Source organism: Halobacterium noricense (genome assembly GCF_021233435.1).
Classification (GTDB): Archaea; Halobacteriota; Halobacteria; order Halobacteriales; family Halobacteriaceae; genus Halobacterium; species Halobacterium noricense.
In genome coordinates this window covers 89,172-107,197 of record NZ_CP089468.1, presented here as the reverse complement: position 1 = coordinate 107,197, position 18,026 = coordinate 89,172, and the positions used below count along the sequence as shown (strand labels likewise).

Here is an 18,026-nt window from a genome sequence, read left to right as displayed (position 1 = left end):
CGATAGCCGCCGCTGTCCGGCGGTTCCGAAAGAAAATCGCGAGTAGTCAGCCGACGGTGCAGCGCGGAGCGGGCAGAGGAGCATTCGCGCGGCGGAGCCGCGCGATTCACCGCGCCGTCAGGCGCGGGCCCCGAGGACCCCCGAAGTGGGGTCCGACGGGGCTTTTTAGCGTAGCTTTTTCCCAGCGAACGAGGGCGCGGTAGCGCCCGAGTGAGTGCAGGAAAAAGGTACTACATCATCCCGCCCATGCCGCCGCCCATACCGCCGCCCATGCCGCCGGGGCCGCCGGCGGGCGGGCCTTCGTCGCCGCCTTCGTCGCCGCCGACCTGGCCGCCAGCGAGGTCGCCCGCGGCGATGACGTCGTCGATGCGGAGAATCATCGTCGCCGCTTCGGTGGCGGATTCGATGGCCTGGGTCTTCACGCGGAGCGGCTCGACGACGCCTTCGGCGTCCATGTCGATGACTTCGCCGGTGTAGGCGTCGAGGCCGGCCGCGGAGTTGCCGGCGTCGTGCTGGCTACGGAGGTCCACGAGGGAGTCGATGGGGTCGTGGCCCGCGTTCTCTGCGAGGGTGCGCGGGATGACTTCGAGGGCGTCCGCGAACGCTTCGACGGCGAGCTGTTCGCGGCCGCCGACGGAGTCCGCGAACTGGCGGAGCTGCATCGCGAGCTCGGTCTCCGGAGCGCCGCCACCGGGCAGCACCTTGCCGTCTTCGAGCGTGACGCGAACGACGCCGAGCGAGTCGTCGATGGCGCGTTCGACTTCGTCGACGACGTGCGCGGTGCCGCCGCGGAGGATGAGCGTGACCGACTTCGCCTCTTCGACGTCCTCGACGAAGATGCGTTCGTCGCCGCCGATGTCCTTCTGGGCGACGCTGCCGGCTTCACCGAGGTCGTCGGCTTCGACGTCCGTGACGTTCGAGACGGGCGTCGCGCCGGTGGCGCGGGACAGACGGGTGAAGTCGTCGGATTTCACGCGACGGACGGCGAGGATGCCTTCCTCCGCGAGGTAGTGCTGGGCCATGTCGTCGATGCCGCCGTCCACGAAGACGACGTTCGTACCGGCGGCCGCGAGCGCGTCGACCATCTCCTCGAGCTGCTCCTCTTCCTGGTCGAGGAACTGCTGGAGCTGGTCGGGGTCGGTGACGTTGACTTCGGTGTCGATTTCGGTCTCCTTGACTTCGAGGCCGTCGTCGACGAGCGCAATATTGGCGTCCTCGACGCCGAAGGGCATGTTCTCGTTGACGCGCTCCTTGTCCACGATGACGCCCTCGATGAGTTCGGAGTTCTCGATGGCGCCGCCGGTGACTTTCTCCACCTTGACGTTGTCCGTGTCGACGCTATCGTCGTCGGCGACGGACTGGACGGCGCGCACGACGAGGCCGGAGAGGACGTCCTTGGCGTTCTCCGCGCCCTTCCCGGTCATCGAGGTGGCGGCGAGCTTCTCCAGCTCCTCGGTGTCGTCCGGGGAGATGTCGACGGCCTTCTCCTCGAGGAACGTGCGAGCCTGCTCGGCGGCCTGTCGGTAGCCCTGCGCGAGCGTGGTCGCGTGGATGTCCTGTTCGAGGAGGTCCTCGGCCTCGGAGAGGAGTTCACCGGAGACGACGACGGCGGAGGTGGTGCCGTCGCCGACTTCGGTCTCCTGCGTTTCGGCGACCTCGACGATCATGTTGGCCGCCGGGTGCTCGATGTCCATCTCCTTGAGGATGGTGACGCCGTCGTTCGTGACGACGACTTCACCCGTGGAGTCCACGAGCATCTTGTCCATCCCTTTGGGGCCGAGTGTGGTACGTACGGCCTCGGAGACGGCTTTCCCGGCGGTGATGTTCATCGACTGCGCGTCCTCTCCGGAGGTGCGCTGGCTGTCCTCCGAAAGTACGATAAGCGGCTGATTACCCATCTGCTGCGCCATAGTCACTGTTTGATTGAATGCGATTCTATTTAAAGATTGTGCGAAAGGGAGTGACACACCCGGGGAGACGCGCTGATACGCCAGTCAACGCCAAATTCGAAAACTCGTGATGGGGTATTTATGCTTAAATCGCGGTTTCCCGCCGAAAGACGGCGCTCGCGCTCGGCAAACACAGAGCAAAGAACCACCCCAGGGAGCGCAAAACTGCAGAAACTCGGCGCGTGCCGCCTCAGCCGGAGAACTCGTGGTACTCCATGCCCTGCTGTTTGAGCTCCTCGGCGCGCTTGCGCTCGAGGAACGAGTAGACGGAGCCGTGGGGCGCGCCGTCGAGCAGCATCTCTGCGGCCGACCGGGCGATGTCGACCTCGTTGGGCTGGCCGATGACGCCGAACGTCGACCCGTAGATGACGACGTTCGCGCCGGTGAGTTCCTCCATCAGTTCGCGCGTGCGGCCGTTCTCGCCGATGAGCCGGCCCTTCTTGCGACGGAGGTCGTTGTCGTTGCGGGCGGCGCGTTCGATGTCCACCGTCTCGAACATCCGCATGTCGTCGTCCAGCAGGCTGAGCGCGGCGTCCGGGTCGAACCCGCGGCCGATTGCGCGGACGATTTCGGGCGCCTGCATCCCGCGAACGGGGTCGCCGGTCCGCTCGATGGCGACCGACCCGTCCTCGGAGTCGACGTCGAGGCGAACCTCGGCGGCCTGCTCGATGCGGCGCAGCGTCTCACCTCCCTCGCCGATGAGCGCGCCGATGCGGTCCTGCGGAATCTTCACGTGTTTCATGATACACCAGAATACTGGACGGGCGCGTAAAAGCCTTCTCTCCCGCCGTGTGACCGGTTCACGCCCGCTCCGGCGTGCTGACGGACAGCGACTCGTCGACGACGAGTTCGAACTCGTCGCCGTGGGTTCGACGGCCACCCGCGCCTCGTCGCCGTCCCGCTCGCGTCACTCACGCTGGAAGCCGACCGATGCACGCGCGCGTTCGCGCTCGTCCGCCGTCAGTCGGTAGGCTGCGAGCTCCTCGCGGACGTCCCCGAGCGCGTCGCGGCGGCGCTGGTGCCCGTCGAGAAAGTCTACGATGCGGTCGGCGGCGAGCTCCTTCAGTTCGCCCGAGAGCAGGTCGCCGCGCCGGTAGTCGCGCTCGACGCGCGCGAGCTCGCGGTCGTCGCGCTCGAAGAACGCTGCGAGGTACTGGAACGGGACGTCGACCTCGGGGTCGCCGCCGTGCTCGCGGTGCTCCGCGACGCTCGCGCGGCCGCCCGTGTAGGCGTGCTCGCGGATTTTTTGTCGAACTGTCTCGGCGTCGTCCGTGAGCCGAATCGCGACGCCCTCGGAGCTACTCATCTTCCCGGGACCGCCCAGCGACGGCAGGAACCGCATCAGCAGCGCGCCGGGCTTGCTCGCGGGGTAGCGGGCTTTCGCGGCGACGTCCCGGCTCACGCGAACGTGCGGGTCCTGGTCGACGGCGATGGGGACGAGCGTCTCGTGAGCGCCGTGGACGAGCTGAGGGAGGAGCAGGTGCGCGGTCTGCACGGCCGGGTAGAACCCCTGCCCGACGTTCGCCGGAGTCCCGTAGACGGCTTCGAGCGTGGAGTTCGTGACGTCCCGCCCGAACGCCGTCGCCAGCGGGTAGACCACGTCCGCGTCCTCGGTGTCGACGACGATTCTGGTCAGCTCGGGGTCGAAGCCGACCGCGAGCAGGTCCCGAAGATTGTCTTCGAGGTAGTCGGCGGTCTCCGCGGCGGTCTGGTCCTTGAACCAGTACTTCTCGTCGTCCGAGACGGGAACGTAGACGCGCGCGCCGAGCGCGTCCTGCAGGCGCTTCGCGAAGTAGAACACCATCGCGTGCCCGAGATGCATCGGCCCGGACGGCCCGATGCCCGTGACCACGGACTGCTCGTCCGAATCGAGGAACGCGTCCACGTCGCGGCCCGCGTAGAACGAGCCGCGGCGCACGAGCGGGTGGTCGGGGAAGCGGCGGCGTTGGTCGTCGGTCAGTGCGTCCGCGCCGAACTGGGCGAGCAGTTTCTCGTAGTCGACGTCGCCCGCGACGCTGTACGGTGTGACGGAGTCGGTTGGCATGTGTGTAGTGGGTGTGGCAGGTGCTCGGCGGAGCGATGCGCGAGAGAAGCGAGGGAGCCACGCGCCCGACCCGACCGGGTGACGCCCGTCAGGCCGCGGCGACGAGACTGCCCGCTCCCGGAGCACGCCAGCGCCAGCCAGTGGGAGCGGGCCGCATACTCGGCAGTAGTCGGAATCCAGTAAAAACGATTGCGGTCGGTTACTCGTCATCGGGGCGGTCGGTCGTCTCGTCCGACCGCGGCGACGCGTTCTCGACGACGTAGTCGTACAGCGACTCGGGGTCGACATCCGCGCCCTGTCGCGCGAAGAAGTTCGCGATATTCCGGCAGTCCCGCTGCAGGAACTCGTCGTGTTTGTTGTGGTGGATGGTGACCGCCTGCCCGACGTCGATGACGACGAGTTCGCCGTCGTACACCACGAGGTTGTACTCCGAGAGGTCGCCGTGCACGAGCCCCGCGTCGTACAGCCGGCGGATGTACTCGCGGACGACCTCGTAGGCCGTCTCGGGGTTGTCCACGTCGACGTCGTTCAGCGTCGGCGCGGCGTCACCCTCCCGTCCGATGAGTTCCATCACGAGCACGTTCCGCTGGACCGCGATGGGCTCGGGGACGCGAACGCCGGCCTCGCGGGCGCGCTGGAGGTTCGCGAACTCCTTGCGCGTCCACGACAACACGACCGCCTTCTTGTCGCCGCGAATCCCCTCGAAGCGCGGGTCGCCTTCGAGGTAGCCCCGCATCTGCTTGAAGTTCGACGCGTTGATGCGGTAGACTTTGACCGCGACGTCGCCGCCGTCGTGGTCCAGCGCCTCGTAGACGTTGGCCTCCTTCCCGGTCGAAATCGGGCCGCCGAACGCGCCCACGTAGCCGTCCTCGACGAGCTTGTAGATCGCGGCGTACGTCGCGTCGTCGAACGCGCCGTCGTCGAGTTTGAACCGCTCGTTGTCCTTCAGACGCTTCCGGAACTCCGCGAACTCCCGGTCCTGTCTGCGTGCGATGCGGTCCGCTTCCGTGTCCGAGACGTCGATTTCCTCGAACTCGTCGCCGGACGCTCCCTCGGTGTCCTCGGCGAGACCGAACCCGTCGGTCACCGCCGACCCATTATTTGATGTGTCCTTCGTCACGTAGTTGGTCCGCCTCCGATTTCTCGTATCGCCACACGACGTCGCCCTTCTCGTCCTGCCAATCCCACGGCTCGACGAGCACGACGTCGCCCTCTCGAATCCAGATGCGCTTCTGCATCCGGCCGGGGATGCGGGCGGTCCGCTCCTCCCCGTCCGCGCAACGAACCCGGACGCGGTTCGCGCCGAGCATGTCTGTGACTTCCGCGAACACCTCGTCGTCCTCGGGCATCCGAAGGTTCGTGCGTCCACCTTCGTCGTCGCTCATGGGCCCAGATAGGACAGCGAGCGGTTTAAACCCTGTACAATTCGGGGTGTACACGACCCCACGCCGGACCAGTACGCTTACCCCCGTGGTGGCGCTCGTCCCGCACATGCTCGACAAACTCGGCCTCTCCGGACTGTTCGGCGTCCTGCTGATTCTCGCCGGCATCGGCGTCGTCGCGTGGAACGCCCCCATCGTCGCTGCCGGCCTCGTCCTCGTCCTGCTCGGCCTCGCGCTCGTCGTGCGCCGCGCCGCCAAGTCGGTTATGGGGATGTTCGGGTTCTAAAACGCACTTTTTGCTGTGGGAGGGCGCCTGCGGCGCCCTCCCGGGCAAAAACTTGCGGAAAAAGCACTCCTCACCCCCTTCGGGGGTTCGTCGGCCTCGCGGCTTCGCCGCGAGTGAACCGCGAGCGCCGTCGGCGCTCGCGGATGCTCGTCGGTGGTGGTTTCTCGGTTGCGAACGACGACGCTCCGCGTAAGACCTTATTACGTGTGAGTCACGTACCCCACGGCGATGGAGTTAGAGGCGATTCCCGGCGTGGGCGCGAAGACCGCGGAGTCGCTGCGATCCCTCGACAACCCCGAAGACGCACTACGGCGTGGGGACGTAGCGGCGGTCGCTCGCGCGCCGGGCGTCACCGACGGGCGGGCCGCGCGCATCGTCCGCGGCGCGATTCGCGCGCGTCACGACGACTCCGGCGGCTTCCTGGCGACGGACCGCGCCAGCGAGGTGTACGAGCGCGTGCTCGCGCTGCTGCAGGAGCGCGCGGTCACCGACTACGCGAGCCAGCGGCTGCGCACGTTCTACCCGAGCGCTACCGAGTCCCGCATCGCCGAGGTCAACGAGTTCGCGGACGACGCGATGGCGCTCGACCCCGACTCGGAGGTGCTGGATGCGCTGGCGGGCGTCGAGCCGCTGTCGCGGGCCGACGCGCTCGCAGTGCGAGATAGGTGTCTGGCGACGACGGACGCGGAGACGTACAGCGAAGCCCGGGACGCGTTTCCCGAGTTGTCGGTGGAAGTCGCGGAGGACGCCCGCGGGCTCGCTGACCTCGCGCGCGGCTACTCGACGGTCGTGGCGCTCGACGAGGCGTTCGCGGGCGTGGAGGTCGACGGCGACGTGCGCGTCGAACCCGACGCGCTGGAGCGCCCGGAGGAGGTCGTCCCCGAGCGCGTGCTCTCGTTCTTCGCGACGAACCGCGACCGCATCCGCGCCGCGGTCGCCGTCCACGAAGCCGCCGGCCTCGAAACGGACGTGGACCTCGACGAACTGGACGCGGCGCTCGCGCAACTCGATTCCGAGGGGGCGGTCGCGGGCGACGACGAACTCGACCGACTCTCGACCGCGGTAGACGACCTCGACGCGGCGGTGTCGACCGCGGAGTCCGTGGCGAACGACCAACTCCGGGAGGTCATCCAGGAGCAGGACGTCACCATCGAGGGCTCGGACCTCCTGAGCCTCGTGGAGCGCGGTGCGGGCGTGGACAGCCTGCTCTCGCGGGAGCTCGCCGACGAGTACGCCGACGCCGTCGACGCCGCGCGCGCCCACCTCGTGGACGCGCTGGCGTTGCGTGACGGGGAGGCCAGCGTCGCCCGACAGGCGTTCGGGGACTCGCCGACGTTCCCCGTCGACCACGACCCGGAAGCCGTCTCCCGGCTGCGCGAAGAGTTGACCGCGGCCCGGGACCGCCGGAGCGCCGAGCGCAAGCGCGAACTCGCGGCGACGCTGGCGGACCTCCGGGAGCCGACGCGTGGGCTCGTGGAGCGTGCGCTCGAATTGGACGTGGAGTTGGCGGTCGCGCGGTTCGCGGACGATTTCGACTGCGTGCTCGCCGAGCGCGGCGGCCGCGGGTTCGACATCGAGGGCGGGCGCTCGCCGATTCTCGACGTCGCCTTCGACGAGGTCGAGCCCGTGGACTACGGCGTCGACGGCGTGGCGCTGCTCTCCGGCGTGAACTCCGGCGGGAAGACGAGCACGCTCGACCTGGTGGCGGTCGTGGTCGTGCTCGCGCACATGGGCCTCCCGGTACCCGCGGAGTCCGCCAGAGTGCCCGAGGTCGAGGAACTGCACTACTACGCGAAGTCACAGGGGACGCTGGACGCGGGCGCGTTCGAGGCGACGCTCCGGGACTTCGCGGGCTTGACGGAGGGAGCGGCGCGCAAACTCGTGCTCGTGGACGAGCTAGAGTCCATCACGGAGCCGGGGGCCTCGGCGAAAATCGTGGCGGGCATCCTCGAAGAACTCCACGAGGCGGGCGCGTCCGGCGTGTTCGTCTCCCACCTCGCGGGCGAGATACGCGACCAGTGTGGGTTCGACGTGACCGTCGACGGCATCCGCGCCCGGGGGCTGAAGGACGGCGAACTGGTCGTCGAGCGCTCCCCCGTCAAGGACCACCTCGCGCGCTCGACGCCGGAGCTCATCGTGGAGAAGTTGGCCACCGAGGGCGACGGGACGGAAGGCGACGACGGCGCGTCCGCGGGGTCGTTCTACGACCGATTGCTCGGGAAGTTCTGACGCGAATCCGGAGCGTCGCCGGCTCTCGGCGGCGAATGCCGGTTCTGTGGCGAAGGGTTAAGTGGGTTCGCGAGCGTGGTGAAAGTGATGAGCGACGACCCCGAGGAGGGGATGCTGGGCTGGGACGAGTCCGTGTTCCGGGACGAGCACGTCTTCGAGATCGACTACGTCCCGGAGGTCTTCCAGCACCGCGAGTCCCAACTCCAGACGCTGCAGTACGCGCTGCGCCCGGCCGTCCGCGGCAACCGGCCGCTGAACGTGATGGTCCGGGGACCGCCGGGCACCGGGAAGACGACGGCGGTCCAGAAGCTGTTCGGCGAACTCGGCGGCCAGCACGGCGTCCGCACGGTGCGCGTGAACTGCCAGGTCGACTCCACGCGGTACGCGGTGTTCTCCCGCATCTTCGAGGAGATTTTCGACTACGAGCCGCCCTCCTCCGGGATTTCGTTCAAGAAACTGTTCGGCCAGGTCGCCGAGCGCATCGCCGACGACGAGGAAGTGCTGGTGGTGGCGCTCGACGACGTGAACTACCTCTTCTACGAGGACGAGGCCTCCGACACGCTGTACTCGCTGCTGCGCGCCCACGAGACGCACTCGGGCGCGAAGGTCGGCGTCATCCTGGTGTCCTCGGACCTCGACTTGGACGTCATCGAGAACCTCGACGGCCGCGTACAGTCGGTGTTCCGGCCCGAGGAGGCGTACTTCCCGTCGTACGGCCGGGGCGAAATCACGGACATCCTCCGGAATCGCGTCGACGTCGGCTTCCGCGACGACGCGGTGCCGACGACGGTGCTGGACCGCGTCGCGGAACTCACGGACGAGGCCGGCGACCTCCGCGTCGGCATCGACTTGCTGCGGCGCGCGGGCCTCCACGCCGAATCCCGCGCGAGCACCACCGTCGAACCGGAAGACGTGGACGCGGTCTCCGAGGAAGCCAAGAACATCCACCTCTCGCGGAGCCTGCGCGCGCTCTCCGACACCGAGCGCGCGCTCGTGGAGACGGTCGCGGACTGCGACGGCGAACAAGCCGGCGACGTCTACGACGCCTTCAACGACCGCACCGACCTGGGGTACACGCGGTACACGGAAATCGTGAACAAGCTCGACAAGCTCGGACTCATCGACGCGGAGTACGAGCAACTCGACGGCCGCGGGCGCTCGCGGACGCTCCGGCTCACGCACGACCCCGAAGCCGTCAAAGAGCAGCTCTAAGACGCACTTTTTCCAGCGCTCGCGGCCTCCGGCCGCTCGTCTGCTCACGGGCGCGGAGCGCCCGTTCGCACGGCCAGCGAGACCTTCGGTCTCGCTCGGCTTGCAAAAACTTGCGGAAAAAGCACTTCTCCCTCCAGCCGCGCCCGCAGGGCGCGTTAGTCGGTCGTCGGCCTTGCGGCTTCGCCGCGAGTGAACCGCTCGCCTCGGGTCTTTCAGACCACTCGGCTCGCGGATGCTAGCTCGATTCTCCCGCTCGGCGGCACGCTCAGCAGCGGGTCACGGCGTCAGCGTCAGGTAGGTCGCGACGAGCGCGACGCCCAGCGCCGCGAGGAACAGCAGGTAGCCGATGAGTGTCGTGAGGCCCGTTCCGCCGCCCATGGACGACTTGCTCATGGACATACCGCAGAGTCGTCGTGTATCTGTCAAAATAGTGGTGGCATTCGTTCTGCCTTCGTCCTATTCTTGGTCGGGCGACCGGCGCGCCACCACCGTTTCGCCTGCACTGACTTTCTCGCCCTTCTCGACTCGGAGATCGTCGCGGTCGTACTCCGGGGGGAGAATCACGTCCGCGCGGCTGCCGAAGGAGATGTGACTGATGCGGTCGCCGCGCGCGAGTTCGTCCCCGGGTTCGACGTAGGGGTGGATGCGACGAGCGAACGCACCCGCGATGAGGACGACTTCGTAGTCGTCGCACGTGACGCGGACGCGCTCGTTGTGTTCCGATTCCTTGTCGAAGGCGGGGCGGTGGCCGCCCGCGCGGTGGTCGACGGCTTCGACCGTGCCGGAGAGCGGCGCGCGGTTCACGTGCACGTCGTGGACGTTCATGAACACGCCCACGCGGAGGCGGCCGTCGTCGGCCTCCCGAATCACCGACACCTTGCCGTCCGCGGGCGTGACGACGCCCTGACCGTCGGGCGTGCGTTCGGGGTCGCGGTGGAACCACGCGACGAACCCCGAGAGCGCGAGCGCCGCGACGCCCCACAGCGACGACACGAACAACAGCGCTGCGCCGGCAACCGCCGCCGGCAGGGCGTACGTCCACTTCCACGGGCCACGCGCGAACATACCCGTCCTTGGCCGTCCGTCACCGATAGCCCTTCGGTCGCTGCTGGGGCAGGTCCGAGCCGGGGTGTTTATCGGCGTCCGCTCGCAAGAAAGGAGTCGATGAACGCGCGCCACGCTCGCTACCCGTTCCTCGGCGAATCCCGGCAGGCGGTCCAGGAGGCCGGGGTGGACCTCGCGGCGGTCGTCGCCGAGGACGACGCGGTCGTCGAGCGCGCCCGCGAACGCGTCGTCGGCTCGCTCACGAACGGCGAGGTCGGCGAGCGCGCGCGCTCGGACCGCGTGGAACTGCTCTCCTACCCCGTGGCGCGCGTGCTCGTCTCCGTCGTCGACGAACACGTACTCGTGCGGAAGTACGCCGACGCCGAAGCCAACGCCGCCTACGAGCGCTTCACCGCCGACGAGACCGACGACTCGGAGTTCAAGAGCGTCGGCGACGACGGCAGTCTCTCCCGAGACGACCTCCTCCGGGAATTCGACCTGACGAGCCACGTCCACGCCACCCAGGACGGCTACGACGTGGACGTGCCGACGTACCTCCTGCTGTCGTCGTCGCTGCGCCCGGACAAGTGGCGGCTCGTCAACCGCGCCCTCGACGACGGCCGCGTCCCCGTCAGCGAGCCTGAACTCGACACGCTCCTCCGCGAAGCCGTCCGGGACCGGGTCGCCGAGGGCCTGCCGTTGAACGTCCCCGACGAGGTCGCCGACGCCCTCGAAGGCCCGGAGGCCGCCGTACGGGACGTGCTCTCGGAGATGGACCTCACGCGCGAAATCGACACGGTCGTCCCGGAACTGTTCCCACCGTGCATGCAGCACCTCCTCGACCAAGTGCAGCGCGGCGAACACCTCCCACACCACAGCCGCTTCGCCATCACGACGTTCCTCGCGAACATCGGGCTGACGACCGACGAAATCGTCGACATCTACAAAGTGAATCCGGGGTTCGGCGAGGAGATGACCCGCTATCAGACCGACCACATCCGCGGCGAGTCCAGCCCCACGGAGTACACGGCACCGTCGTGTGCGACGATGAAGGCCTACGGGGACTGCGTGAACCCCGACGACCTCTGCGACGCCATCAATCACCCGCTGTCGTACTACGAGGCGAAACTCGACGACGAGGACGACGATGACTTAGAGGACTGGCGCGAGCGCGAGAACGAGGACGCCGAAGCGGACGACGCCGAAGCCTGACCGCTGTTCTACTCCTGCTTCCCGGAGAGCCAGTAGCCGACGCCGGCCATCACGAGAATGAAGACGACGACGGCAGCGACGACGCCGTAGGCGCCCGTCTCACCGAACCCCTCGCTCATCGTGCCGGCGGCCACGAGGATGGCGATGAAGACGAGAGTAGACAGGATGGCGATACCCGCTTCGAGGCGGGCGTCGGGCCCTTCGGACATACTTCGAGATTTCGTCGGCCCGGGCAAAAGCGCTTCGAAGCCGTCACGCCAGCCGCGACTCGCGGCCGACAGCCCCGCCGACGGCCGGCGATTCGTCGTCCGAGCTAGTAGGGCCCGGAGTCGTATAGCCACCCCGATTTTGCGGGGTTCACGCGTCTCCAGCACCCATACTGTGGTATGGCTCCCTCCACGAAGTCCCGACAGCCGCCCGACGACCGGAGCCGCCGCGCCCGCCGCGAGGACCTGCGCGTGACTGCGCTCGGCGACGGCACCTACGAGGTTCGGTCGCCGTCTGACAACGTCTACGACGTCGACCTCGACGCCGGGGAGTGTGCGTGTCCTGACCACCAGTTCCGGGGCGTCCGCTGCAAGCATCTGCGCCGCGTCGCCATCGACGTCACGCTCGGTGAAGTCCCCGCACCCGGCGAGCGCGACGCGACGTGTGCAGCCTGCGGCGACGACCTGTTCGTCGACCGTGAGGCCACCGACCCCGTCTACTGCGAGGACTGTACGCTCGACCCCGGCGAGAGCGTCGTCGACCGCGAGACCGGCAAGCTCGTGGTCGTCGTCGAATCCACGGACGACCGCGCGAGCGACGTCCGCATCCCGGAGCGCGGCTGGTCGGTCGCCGACCACCACTCGAACCGCGACTACGACGCCGACGACCGCGTCGTCGACGTGCTCTACCCGCTGGAGCGCGGCGTCTCCCCCGAGGACATCTCGCCGCAGGATCTCCGCCGGTACTCGTTCCCGCGCGGCCGCCTCGAACGCCGCGACTAGTCGAGCATCGACGCCGCTTCCTCGGGCGTGAGCACGCCCTGCTCGACGGCGTGCAGCACGTCCTCGATATCGTTGCCCTCCGCGTCGTCCTCGTCGCTACCCTGGAGGTCGTCGAACGTCTCTCCGTCCTCGATGGCGGTCTCCTTCTTCACGCGGTAGTTCCCGCCGTCGGTCTGGTAGACGTCCGCGGGGTGGAAGAAGTACCAGTCCTCGCGGTCGAAGCGCACGCCGATTTTGGGTTTCGCGCCGAAGTTCCGACTGAAGTAGACCAGCGCCTCGACCTCCTCGCCCGTGAGGTAGATGGGGTCGCCCGCGCTGGACTTGGCTTCGACGGCGTAGAAGACGCTGCCGTCGCCCGCGAGCACGTCCGGGAGTTCGCGCTCCGTCGCGGCACCGCTGGCGGGCGCTCGCATCACGGCGAACCCGCGCTCGTCGAACGCGTTCACGAGCTCGCGCTCGCGCCTGTTGCCCTTCGCGTTCGAGTTAGACATGGCCGTGCCCCGTACCCGCTGTCATACACGCCGCTACGCAGTCGGGGGATAGGAGGCTTGCGCCACGCACCTGCATCAATCGTTTCACGGCCGCGCTTCACACCCCTCGTATGCTCGGGGAGGACATCGTCGACCGCGTCGACAGCATCATCCACGAGGAGACCCAGGTCCACGAGTACGGCGTCGACTTGACCGTCGCTGACGTCTACGAGGTCGCCGAGCGCGGCCACCTCGACTTCGGGCGGCGACGAGTTCGCCGACGCGGACCTCCGCCCGCTCGCGTCCGCGCTCCGCGACGCCGACGACGAGTACGAGTGGTGGACGCTGAAGGCCGGCACGTACCTAATCGAGTTCAACGAGTCGCTGCGCGAGGGCGCGCCGCTGCGCGTCCAGACTCGCCGCGAACTCCGCGAGAACGGTGCCTACCACCCTTCCATCGTCACCACAGAACTCGGCCTAATGCCGCTGACCGTCCCCGAGGGCGGCGTCGAATTCAAGGAGAACGCCCGCGTCTCGACGCTGATGGAACGATGACCGACCGACGTGCCAGCATCCGCGAGCGCCGCAGGCGCTCGCGGTTCACTCCACGAGTGAGCGCAGCGAACGAGTGGAGGCCGACGAGCGACTAAGCGCCGAAGGCGCGCTGGAGCGAGGAGTGCTTTTTCCGCAAGTTTTTGCAAGCCGAGCGAGACCGAAGGTCTCGCTGGCCGTGCGAACGGGCGCTCCGCGCCCGTGAGCAGACGAGCGGCCGGAGGCCGCGAGCGCAGGAAAAAGTGCGTGCGCTACGTCCCGTGCTGCCAGGAGGTCATGTACTCTTCCTGTTCTTCGCTGAGAGTGTCGAGGTCGACGCCTTCGGCGTTGAGTTTGATTTCCGCGAGTTTGCGGTCGAGGTGGTCGGGGACTTCGTGGACGCCGGCGTCGTAGTCGTCGGCGTTCTGGACGAGTTCGCGGATGGAGACGGCCTGCACGCCGAAGGACTGGTCCATGACTTCGACGGGGTGGCCGAGGCTGACGGGGGTCGCGAGGTTGACGAGGCGGCCTTCGGCGAGCACGTTGATGCGCTTGCCGGAGGGGAGTTCGTACTCGCGGACGCCGTCCCGGACTTCCTGCTCGCTGGCGGCGAGGTCGCGGAGGGCTTCGAGGTCGATTTCGATGTCGAAGTGGCCGGCGTTGGCAAGCACGACGCCGTCCTGCATCTGCTCGAAGTGGTCCTCGACGATGACGTCGCGATTCCCGGTGGTGGTGATGAAGACGTCCCCGACTTCGGCGGCCTCGCTCATCGACATGACGTCGTAGCCCTCCATGTGGGCTTCGAGCGCGCGCCGCGGGTCGATTTCGGTGACGATGACGTTCGCGTTCTGGCCGCTGGCCTTCTTCGCGACGCCGCGGCCGCACTGCCCGTAGCCCGCGACGACGACGTCCTTGCCGGCCCACGAGAGGTTCGTGGTCATGGCAATGGAGGCCAGCGAGGACTCGCCGGTGCCGTGGACGTTGTCGAAGAGGCGTTTCATCGGCGTGTCGTTGACGGCGATGACGGGGTACTCGAGCGCGTCGTCGTCGTCCATCGCGCGGAGGCGGTGGACGCCCGTGGTGGTCTCCTCGGTGCCGCCGACGATGGTGTCGATGAGCTCGGGGTGGTGCTCGTGCACGCGGAAGACGAGGTCGCCGCCGTCGTCGACCGTGACGGTTGGCTCGTGGTCGAGGACGGCGTCGATGGCCTCGTAGTACTCGGTGTCGCCGACGCCGTGCTTGGCGTAGCTCGTAATCGAGGGGTGGGCGTCGAGCGCCGCGGAGACGTCGTCGTGGGTCGACAGCGGGTTGCAGCCCGTGATCGCGACTTCCGCGCCGGCGTCCGCCATCGTCTCGACGAGCGCCGCGGTCTTCGCTTCGACGTGCAGCGCCATCCCGACGGTCTCGCCCGCGAGCGGTTCGTTCTCCTGGAAGTCCGCGCGCAGCGAGGAGAGAATCGGCATGTGTTCGAACGCCCAGTCGATCTTCTTCCGGCCGGCGTCGCGAGCGGACCCGATCTCGTCGAGTTGCTCGCTAATCGACGACGCAGTTGTCATACGGTGTGGACGGCGACTGGATTCAAAACCCTACCGAAGCCGCGGAGAAAACGGGCGGGACGGCGGGCGCGTGTCCGATGGTGGCGGGGTTGCTGCCGTCCGTCGCCCGAACGGGAATCCTCGCGGGCGGCCGGGACGCCACGTGCTCGACTCACACCTCGTGGCCGCCCAGCGAGGGGGTGCTGACGCCGTCGACAGTGGGTGCCGCAGGCCGTCTGGCCTGCGTTGGATACCTCGGACGGGTACTGAAAAAGTTCGTTGGCCGGGAACTGACTTATTCGGATTCGAAGCCGTTCCGGCGCTCAGTTTCCGTTTCCGGGATTGCCGTTGCCGGGGTTGTCGTTGCCGCCGGCGTTCCCGTTGCCGTTTCCGGGACCGCCGCTATCGTCGTCCGCACTCGGGCCGTTTCCGGGATTGTCGCTCCCGTTGTTTCCGTTACCACCGTTCGTGGCGTCCGCGCCGGCGTCGTTCCCGTTGCCGTTGTTGCCGTCGGCACCGTGACCGTTGCCGTTGGCCTCGTCGCTCTCGTCTTCCTCGGACTCTTCGCTCTCGTCTTCCTCGGACTCTTCGCTCTCGTCTTCCTCGCTATCGTCGTCTTTCGGTCCGGGGTCGACGTGGTCCGGACGGTTGTCCGCGCCCGGATTGTTGTCGACCACGAACGCCGCGACTTCCTGTCCGCTCATGTTGCCCTCGGCCTGAAGGGCCGCGACGAACGCGGAGACGCGCTCGCCGAACGACTCCGTGGCGTTGCCGTCGTCGCTCACGGTGAGCGTCGCCGTCGTCTCCGCTGTCACGTTGTTCGCTTCCGCGACCACGTCGACGGTGACGTTCTGCTCGGGCGCCGGCAGGCCGACGGTACCGCTCTCGTCGGTCGTGTAGTCGCCTTCGCCGGCGTACGAAACGTTGTCCAGCGCTTCGACGGTGACCGACGCGTTGGCGACGCCGTCGCCGCTGGCGTTCGTCACGGAGACGGTCGCGGAGCCGTCCTCGCTCTGCGAGACGCCGACGGACAGCTCGGCCGCGTCGTCGGTCGGCGCGACGAGGTCGACCGTCGTCTCTGCCGTGGCGTTGTCGGCTTCCGCGACGACGTCGACGGTGGCGTTCTGTTCGGGCGCGGGCAGACTGACGGTGCCGTTCTCGCCAGTCGTGTAGTTGCCCGTGCCGTCGTACGTCACGTTGCCCGCTTCGCTCACGGACACGGACGCGTTGGCGACGCCAGCGCCACTGGCGTTCGTCACGCTGACCGTCGCGTTGCCGTCGTCGGCCTGCGTGACGTTCACGGAGATGTTGCTACTGTCGTCGGTCGGTGCGACGAGGTCCAGCGTCGTCTCCGCCGTGGTGTTGTCGGCGGTCGCCGTCACCGAGACGGAGACGTTCTGCTCGGGCGCCGACAGCGTCACCGTGCCGTTCTCGTCGGTCGTGTAGTTGCCCTCGCCGACGTACGAGGAGTTGTTCAGTGCTTCGACGGTGACGGACGCGTTCGCCACCGTGGTGTTGTTCTCGGCGACCGTCACCGTGACGGTGCCGTCGTCCGCTTGGTCGCCGCTCACGCTCAAGCCGTCGGCAGCCACCGCTCCACCCGGAACCGCAGCGATGACCGCAACGACGAGCGCGGCGACCAGTAGTGTGTGCCTCTGGTGCCGCATGCACTCCCCGCGTTCGGCGACGAGCCGAATAAGCGTAGTGGCACACGTCAACTAGAAACAATATTCTCGGGCCGAACGCTCCTCGATTCGACGGGTCCGCTACTCGGCGCGCTCGGCGACGGCGGCCGCCCGCGACGCCGCATGCTCCCGAATCGCGGCTTCGTCGAGCGTCTGGAGTTCGCGGTTCCGCATCAGCACCTCGCCGTCGCAGACCGTGTGCCGGACGTCGCCACCGGTCGCGGCGTACGCGAGGTGGGAGACGTAGCCGTGGACCGGTGTGAGGTGGGGCGCGGAGAAGTCGACGACCGCGAGGTCGGCGTTCGCGCCTTCCTCGATGCGCCCGCTGTCGAACCCGAGCGCGTTCGCGCCGCCCGCGGTCGCCATCTCGACGGCGGCCTCGGCGGGCACCGCGGCGGCGTCGTCCGCCGCGAGCTTCCCGAGCATCGCCGCGTCCCGGAGCTCGTCGAAGAGGTCGAGGTCGTTGTTCGACGCCGCGCCGTCCGTCCCGAGCGCGACGTTCACGCCCGCGTCGCGCATGTCCTGGACGGGCGCCATCCCGGACGCGAGTTTCATGTTCGACGCCGGGCAGTGGACGACGCTCGCGCCGCGCGCCGCGAGCAGCTCGTGCTCGGTCGCGTCCGTGTGCACGCCGTGCGCGAGGAAGTCCTCGTCGGTGACCATCTCGAGGTCGTCGGCGTACTCGATGGGGCGCTCGCCGCGCTCGGAGACGATTGGATCGACCTCGTCGCGCGTCTCGTTCGCGTGGAAGTGCACGGGCACGTCGTACTCGCGGGCCTTCCCGACGAACTCCCGGAGGTACTCCTCGCCGACGGTCGTCAGGCTGTGGGGCATGTACGCCGTCTTCACGCGCCCGCCGGCGACGCCGTCGTACTCGCGCGCGACCTCGATGCTCTCGTCGTTGTCCCGGTACGCGTCGCCCTCGTCCTTCCCGACGGTGACGACGCCGTGCCCGAGCCGCGCCCGCACGCCCGCCTCCTCGACGGCCTCCGCGATTTCGGGGACGTGGAAGTACATGTCCGCGAACGCCGTCGTCCCCGTCCGAATCATCTCCACGAGCGCGAGCTCGGCCCCTGCTCGGACGTCGCCCTCGGTGAGTTCGCCCTCCGCCGGCCAAATGTCCTCCTGCAGCCACGCGTCCAGCGGCTTGTCGTCGGCGTACCCCCGCAGCAGCGTCATCGCCGCGTGACAGTGCGCGTTCACCAACCCCGGCATCACGAGGCTGTTCTCGGCGTCCAATCGCTCGTCGCCCGGCTCCGTCTTCCCGACGTCCAGAATCTCGCCGCTGTGCTGGTCCACCAGCACGTCCCCCTCCGACACGGACAGGTCCGGGTGGAGCACCCGCCCGCCCGCGATTCGTAGCGTGGTCATACGCTGGGGTTCGCCCGACTGGCTTGTGTGTCTGTGGGTTTCGCGTTCGTGATTCGCTGGACTCGTCGCGTGCGCTCTCTCCGTCGA

Annotated in this window: 16 protein-coding genes; 5 read left to right on the top strand and 11 right to left on the bottom strand. The window is 68.2% G+C overall.

Annotation, left to right across the window (positions count from 1 at the left end; translation table 11 throughout):
• Positions 1 to 230: 230 nt before the first annotated feature.
• The 5 genes from thsA to eif1A form a co-directional block, all read right to left on the bottom strand.
• Positions 231 to 1,910 (bottom strand): thermosome subunit alpha, encoded by a 1,680-nt coding sequence (gene thsA / locus LT974_RS00605; protein ID WP_408611690.1) that lies wholly within the window; start codon positions 1,908 to 1,910, stop codon positions 231 to 233.
• 229 nt (positions 1,911 to 2,139) lie between these two features.
• On the bottom strand, positions 2,140 to 2,691 hold the full coding sequence (locus LT974_RS00600) for a KH domain-containing protein (protein WP_232588609.1): 552 nt from the start codon (positions 2,689 to 2,691) through the stop codon (positions 2,140 to 2,142).
• Between the two features lie 165 nt (positions 2,692 to 2,856).
• Entirely contained in the window at positions 2,857 to 3,993 is a 1,137-nt protein-coding gene (locus tag LT974_RS00595) for a tryptophan--tRNA ligase (protein WP_232588608.1), read from the bottom strand.
• A 199-nt stretch (positions 3,994 to 4,192) separates the two neighbouring features.
• The gene (rio1, locus tag LT974_RS00590) at positions 4,193 to 5,080 is read right to left on the bottom strand and encodes a serine/threonine-protein kinase Rio1 (protein WP_232590289.1); all 888 of its coding nucleotides are present in this window, start codon (positions 5,078 to 5,080) and stop codon (positions 4,193 to 4,195) included.
• A 10-nt stretch (positions 5,081 to 5,090) separates the two neighbouring features.
• Complete coding sequence (eif1A, locus tag LT974_RS00585) at positions 5,091 to 5,378, bottom strand: translation initiation factor eIF-1A (protein ID WP_232588607.1); 288 nt, start codon at positions 5,376 to 5,378, stop codon at positions 5,091 to 5,093.
• A 106-nt stretch (positions 5,379 to 5,484) separates the two neighbouring features.
• On the opposite strand from eif1A, the gene LT974_RS00580 reads away from it, so the two are divergent.
• The 3 genes from LT974_RS00580 (at position 5,485) to LT974_RS00570 (ending at position 9,102) form a co-directional block, all read left to right on the top strand.
• Positions 5,485 to 5,661 carry a DUF7470 family protein gene (locus LT974_RS00580; RefSeq protein ID WP_230888282.1) on the top strand — a complete coding sequence of 59 codons (177 nt, stop codon included), beginning with the start codon at positions 5,485 to 5,487 and terminating at the stop codon, positions 5,659 to 5,661.
• A gap of 228 nt (positions 5,662 to 5,889) precedes the next feature.
• Positions 5,890 to 7,890, top strand: coding sequence for an endonuclease MutS2 (locus LT974_RS00575; protein ID WP_232588606.1), 2,001 nt, complete (start codon positions 5,890 to 5,892; stop codon positions 7,888 to 7,890).
• Between the two features lie 87 nt (positions 7,891 to 7,977).
• Complete coding sequence (locus LT974_RS00570) at positions 7,978 to 9,102, top strand: ORC1-type DNA replication protein (protein ID WP_232588605.1); 1,125 nt, start codon at positions 7,978 to 7,980, stop codon at positions 9,100 to 9,102.
• 456 nt (positions 9,103 to 9,558) lie between these two features.
• On the opposite strand, the gene LT974_RS00565 is transcribed toward LT974_RS00570, so the two are convergent.
• Entirely contained in the window at positions 9,559 to 10,167 is a 609-nt protein-coding gene (locus LT974_RS00565) for a protein sorting system archaetidylserine decarboxylase (RefSeq protein ID WP_232588604.1), read from the bottom strand.
• Positions 10,168 to 10,266: 99 nt separating this feature from the next.
• On the opposite strand from LT974_RS00565, the gene priL reads away from it, so the two are divergent.
• The gene (gene priL / locus LT974_RS00560) at positions 10,267 to 11,358 is read left to right on the top strand and encodes a DNA primase regulatory subunit PriL (RefSeq protein WP_232588603.1); all 1,092 of its coding nucleotides are present in this window, start codon (positions 10,267 to 10,269) and stop codon (positions 11,356 to 11,358) included.
• Positions 11,359 to 11,366: 8 nt separating this feature from the next.
• Here priL and LT974_RS00555 read toward each other — a convergent pair whose 3' ends face one another.
• Positions 11,367 to 11,567 carry a DUF7472 family protein gene (locus tag LT974_RS00555; protein WP_232588602.1) on the bottom strand — a complete coding sequence of 67 codons (201 nt, stop codon included), beginning with the start codon at positions 11,565 to 11,567 and terminating at the stop codon, positions 11,367 to 11,369.
• A gap of 177 nt (positions 11,568 to 11,744) precedes the next feature.
• On the opposite strand from LT974_RS00555, the gene LT974_RS00550 reads away from it, so the two are divergent.
• Entirely contained in the window at positions 11,745 to 12,347 is a 603-nt protein-coding gene (locus LT974_RS00550; protein WP_232588601.1) for an SWIM zinc finger family protein, read from the top strand.
• Here LT974_RS00550 and hjc read toward each other — a convergent pair.
• The 4 genes from hjc to LT974_RS00530 form a co-directional block, all read right to left on the bottom strand.
• Positions 12,344 to 12,838, bottom strand: coding sequence for a Holliday junction resolvase Hjc (hjc, locus tag LT974_RS00545; RefSeq protein WP_232588600.1), 495 nt, complete (start codon positions 12,836 to 12,838; stop codon positions 12,344 to 12,346). The genes LT974_RS00550 and hjc overlap by 4 nt on opposite strands.
• 782 nt (positions 12,839 to 13,620) lie before the next feature.
• A complete protein-coding gene (locus tag LT974_RS00540) occupies positions 13,621 to 14,904 on the bottom strand; it encodes an adenosylhomocysteinase (RefSeq protein WP_232588599.1) in 1,284 nt (427 codons plus the stop codon).
• Positions 14,905 to 15,206: 302 nt separating this feature from the next.
• A complete protein-coding gene (locus LT974_RS00535; protein ID WP_232588598.1) occupies positions 15,207 to 16,550 on the bottom strand; it encodes a hypothetical protein in 1,344 nt (447 codons plus the stop codon).
• Between the two features lie 99 nt (positions 16,551 to 16,649).
• The gene (locus LT974_RS00530; protein WP_232588597.1) at positions 16,650 to 17,939 is read right to left on the bottom strand and encodes an amidohydrolase; all 1,290 of its coding nucleotides are present in this window, start codon (positions 17,937 to 17,939) and stop codon (positions 16,650 to 16,652) included.
• Positions 17,940 to 18,026: the final 87 nt, after the last annotated feature.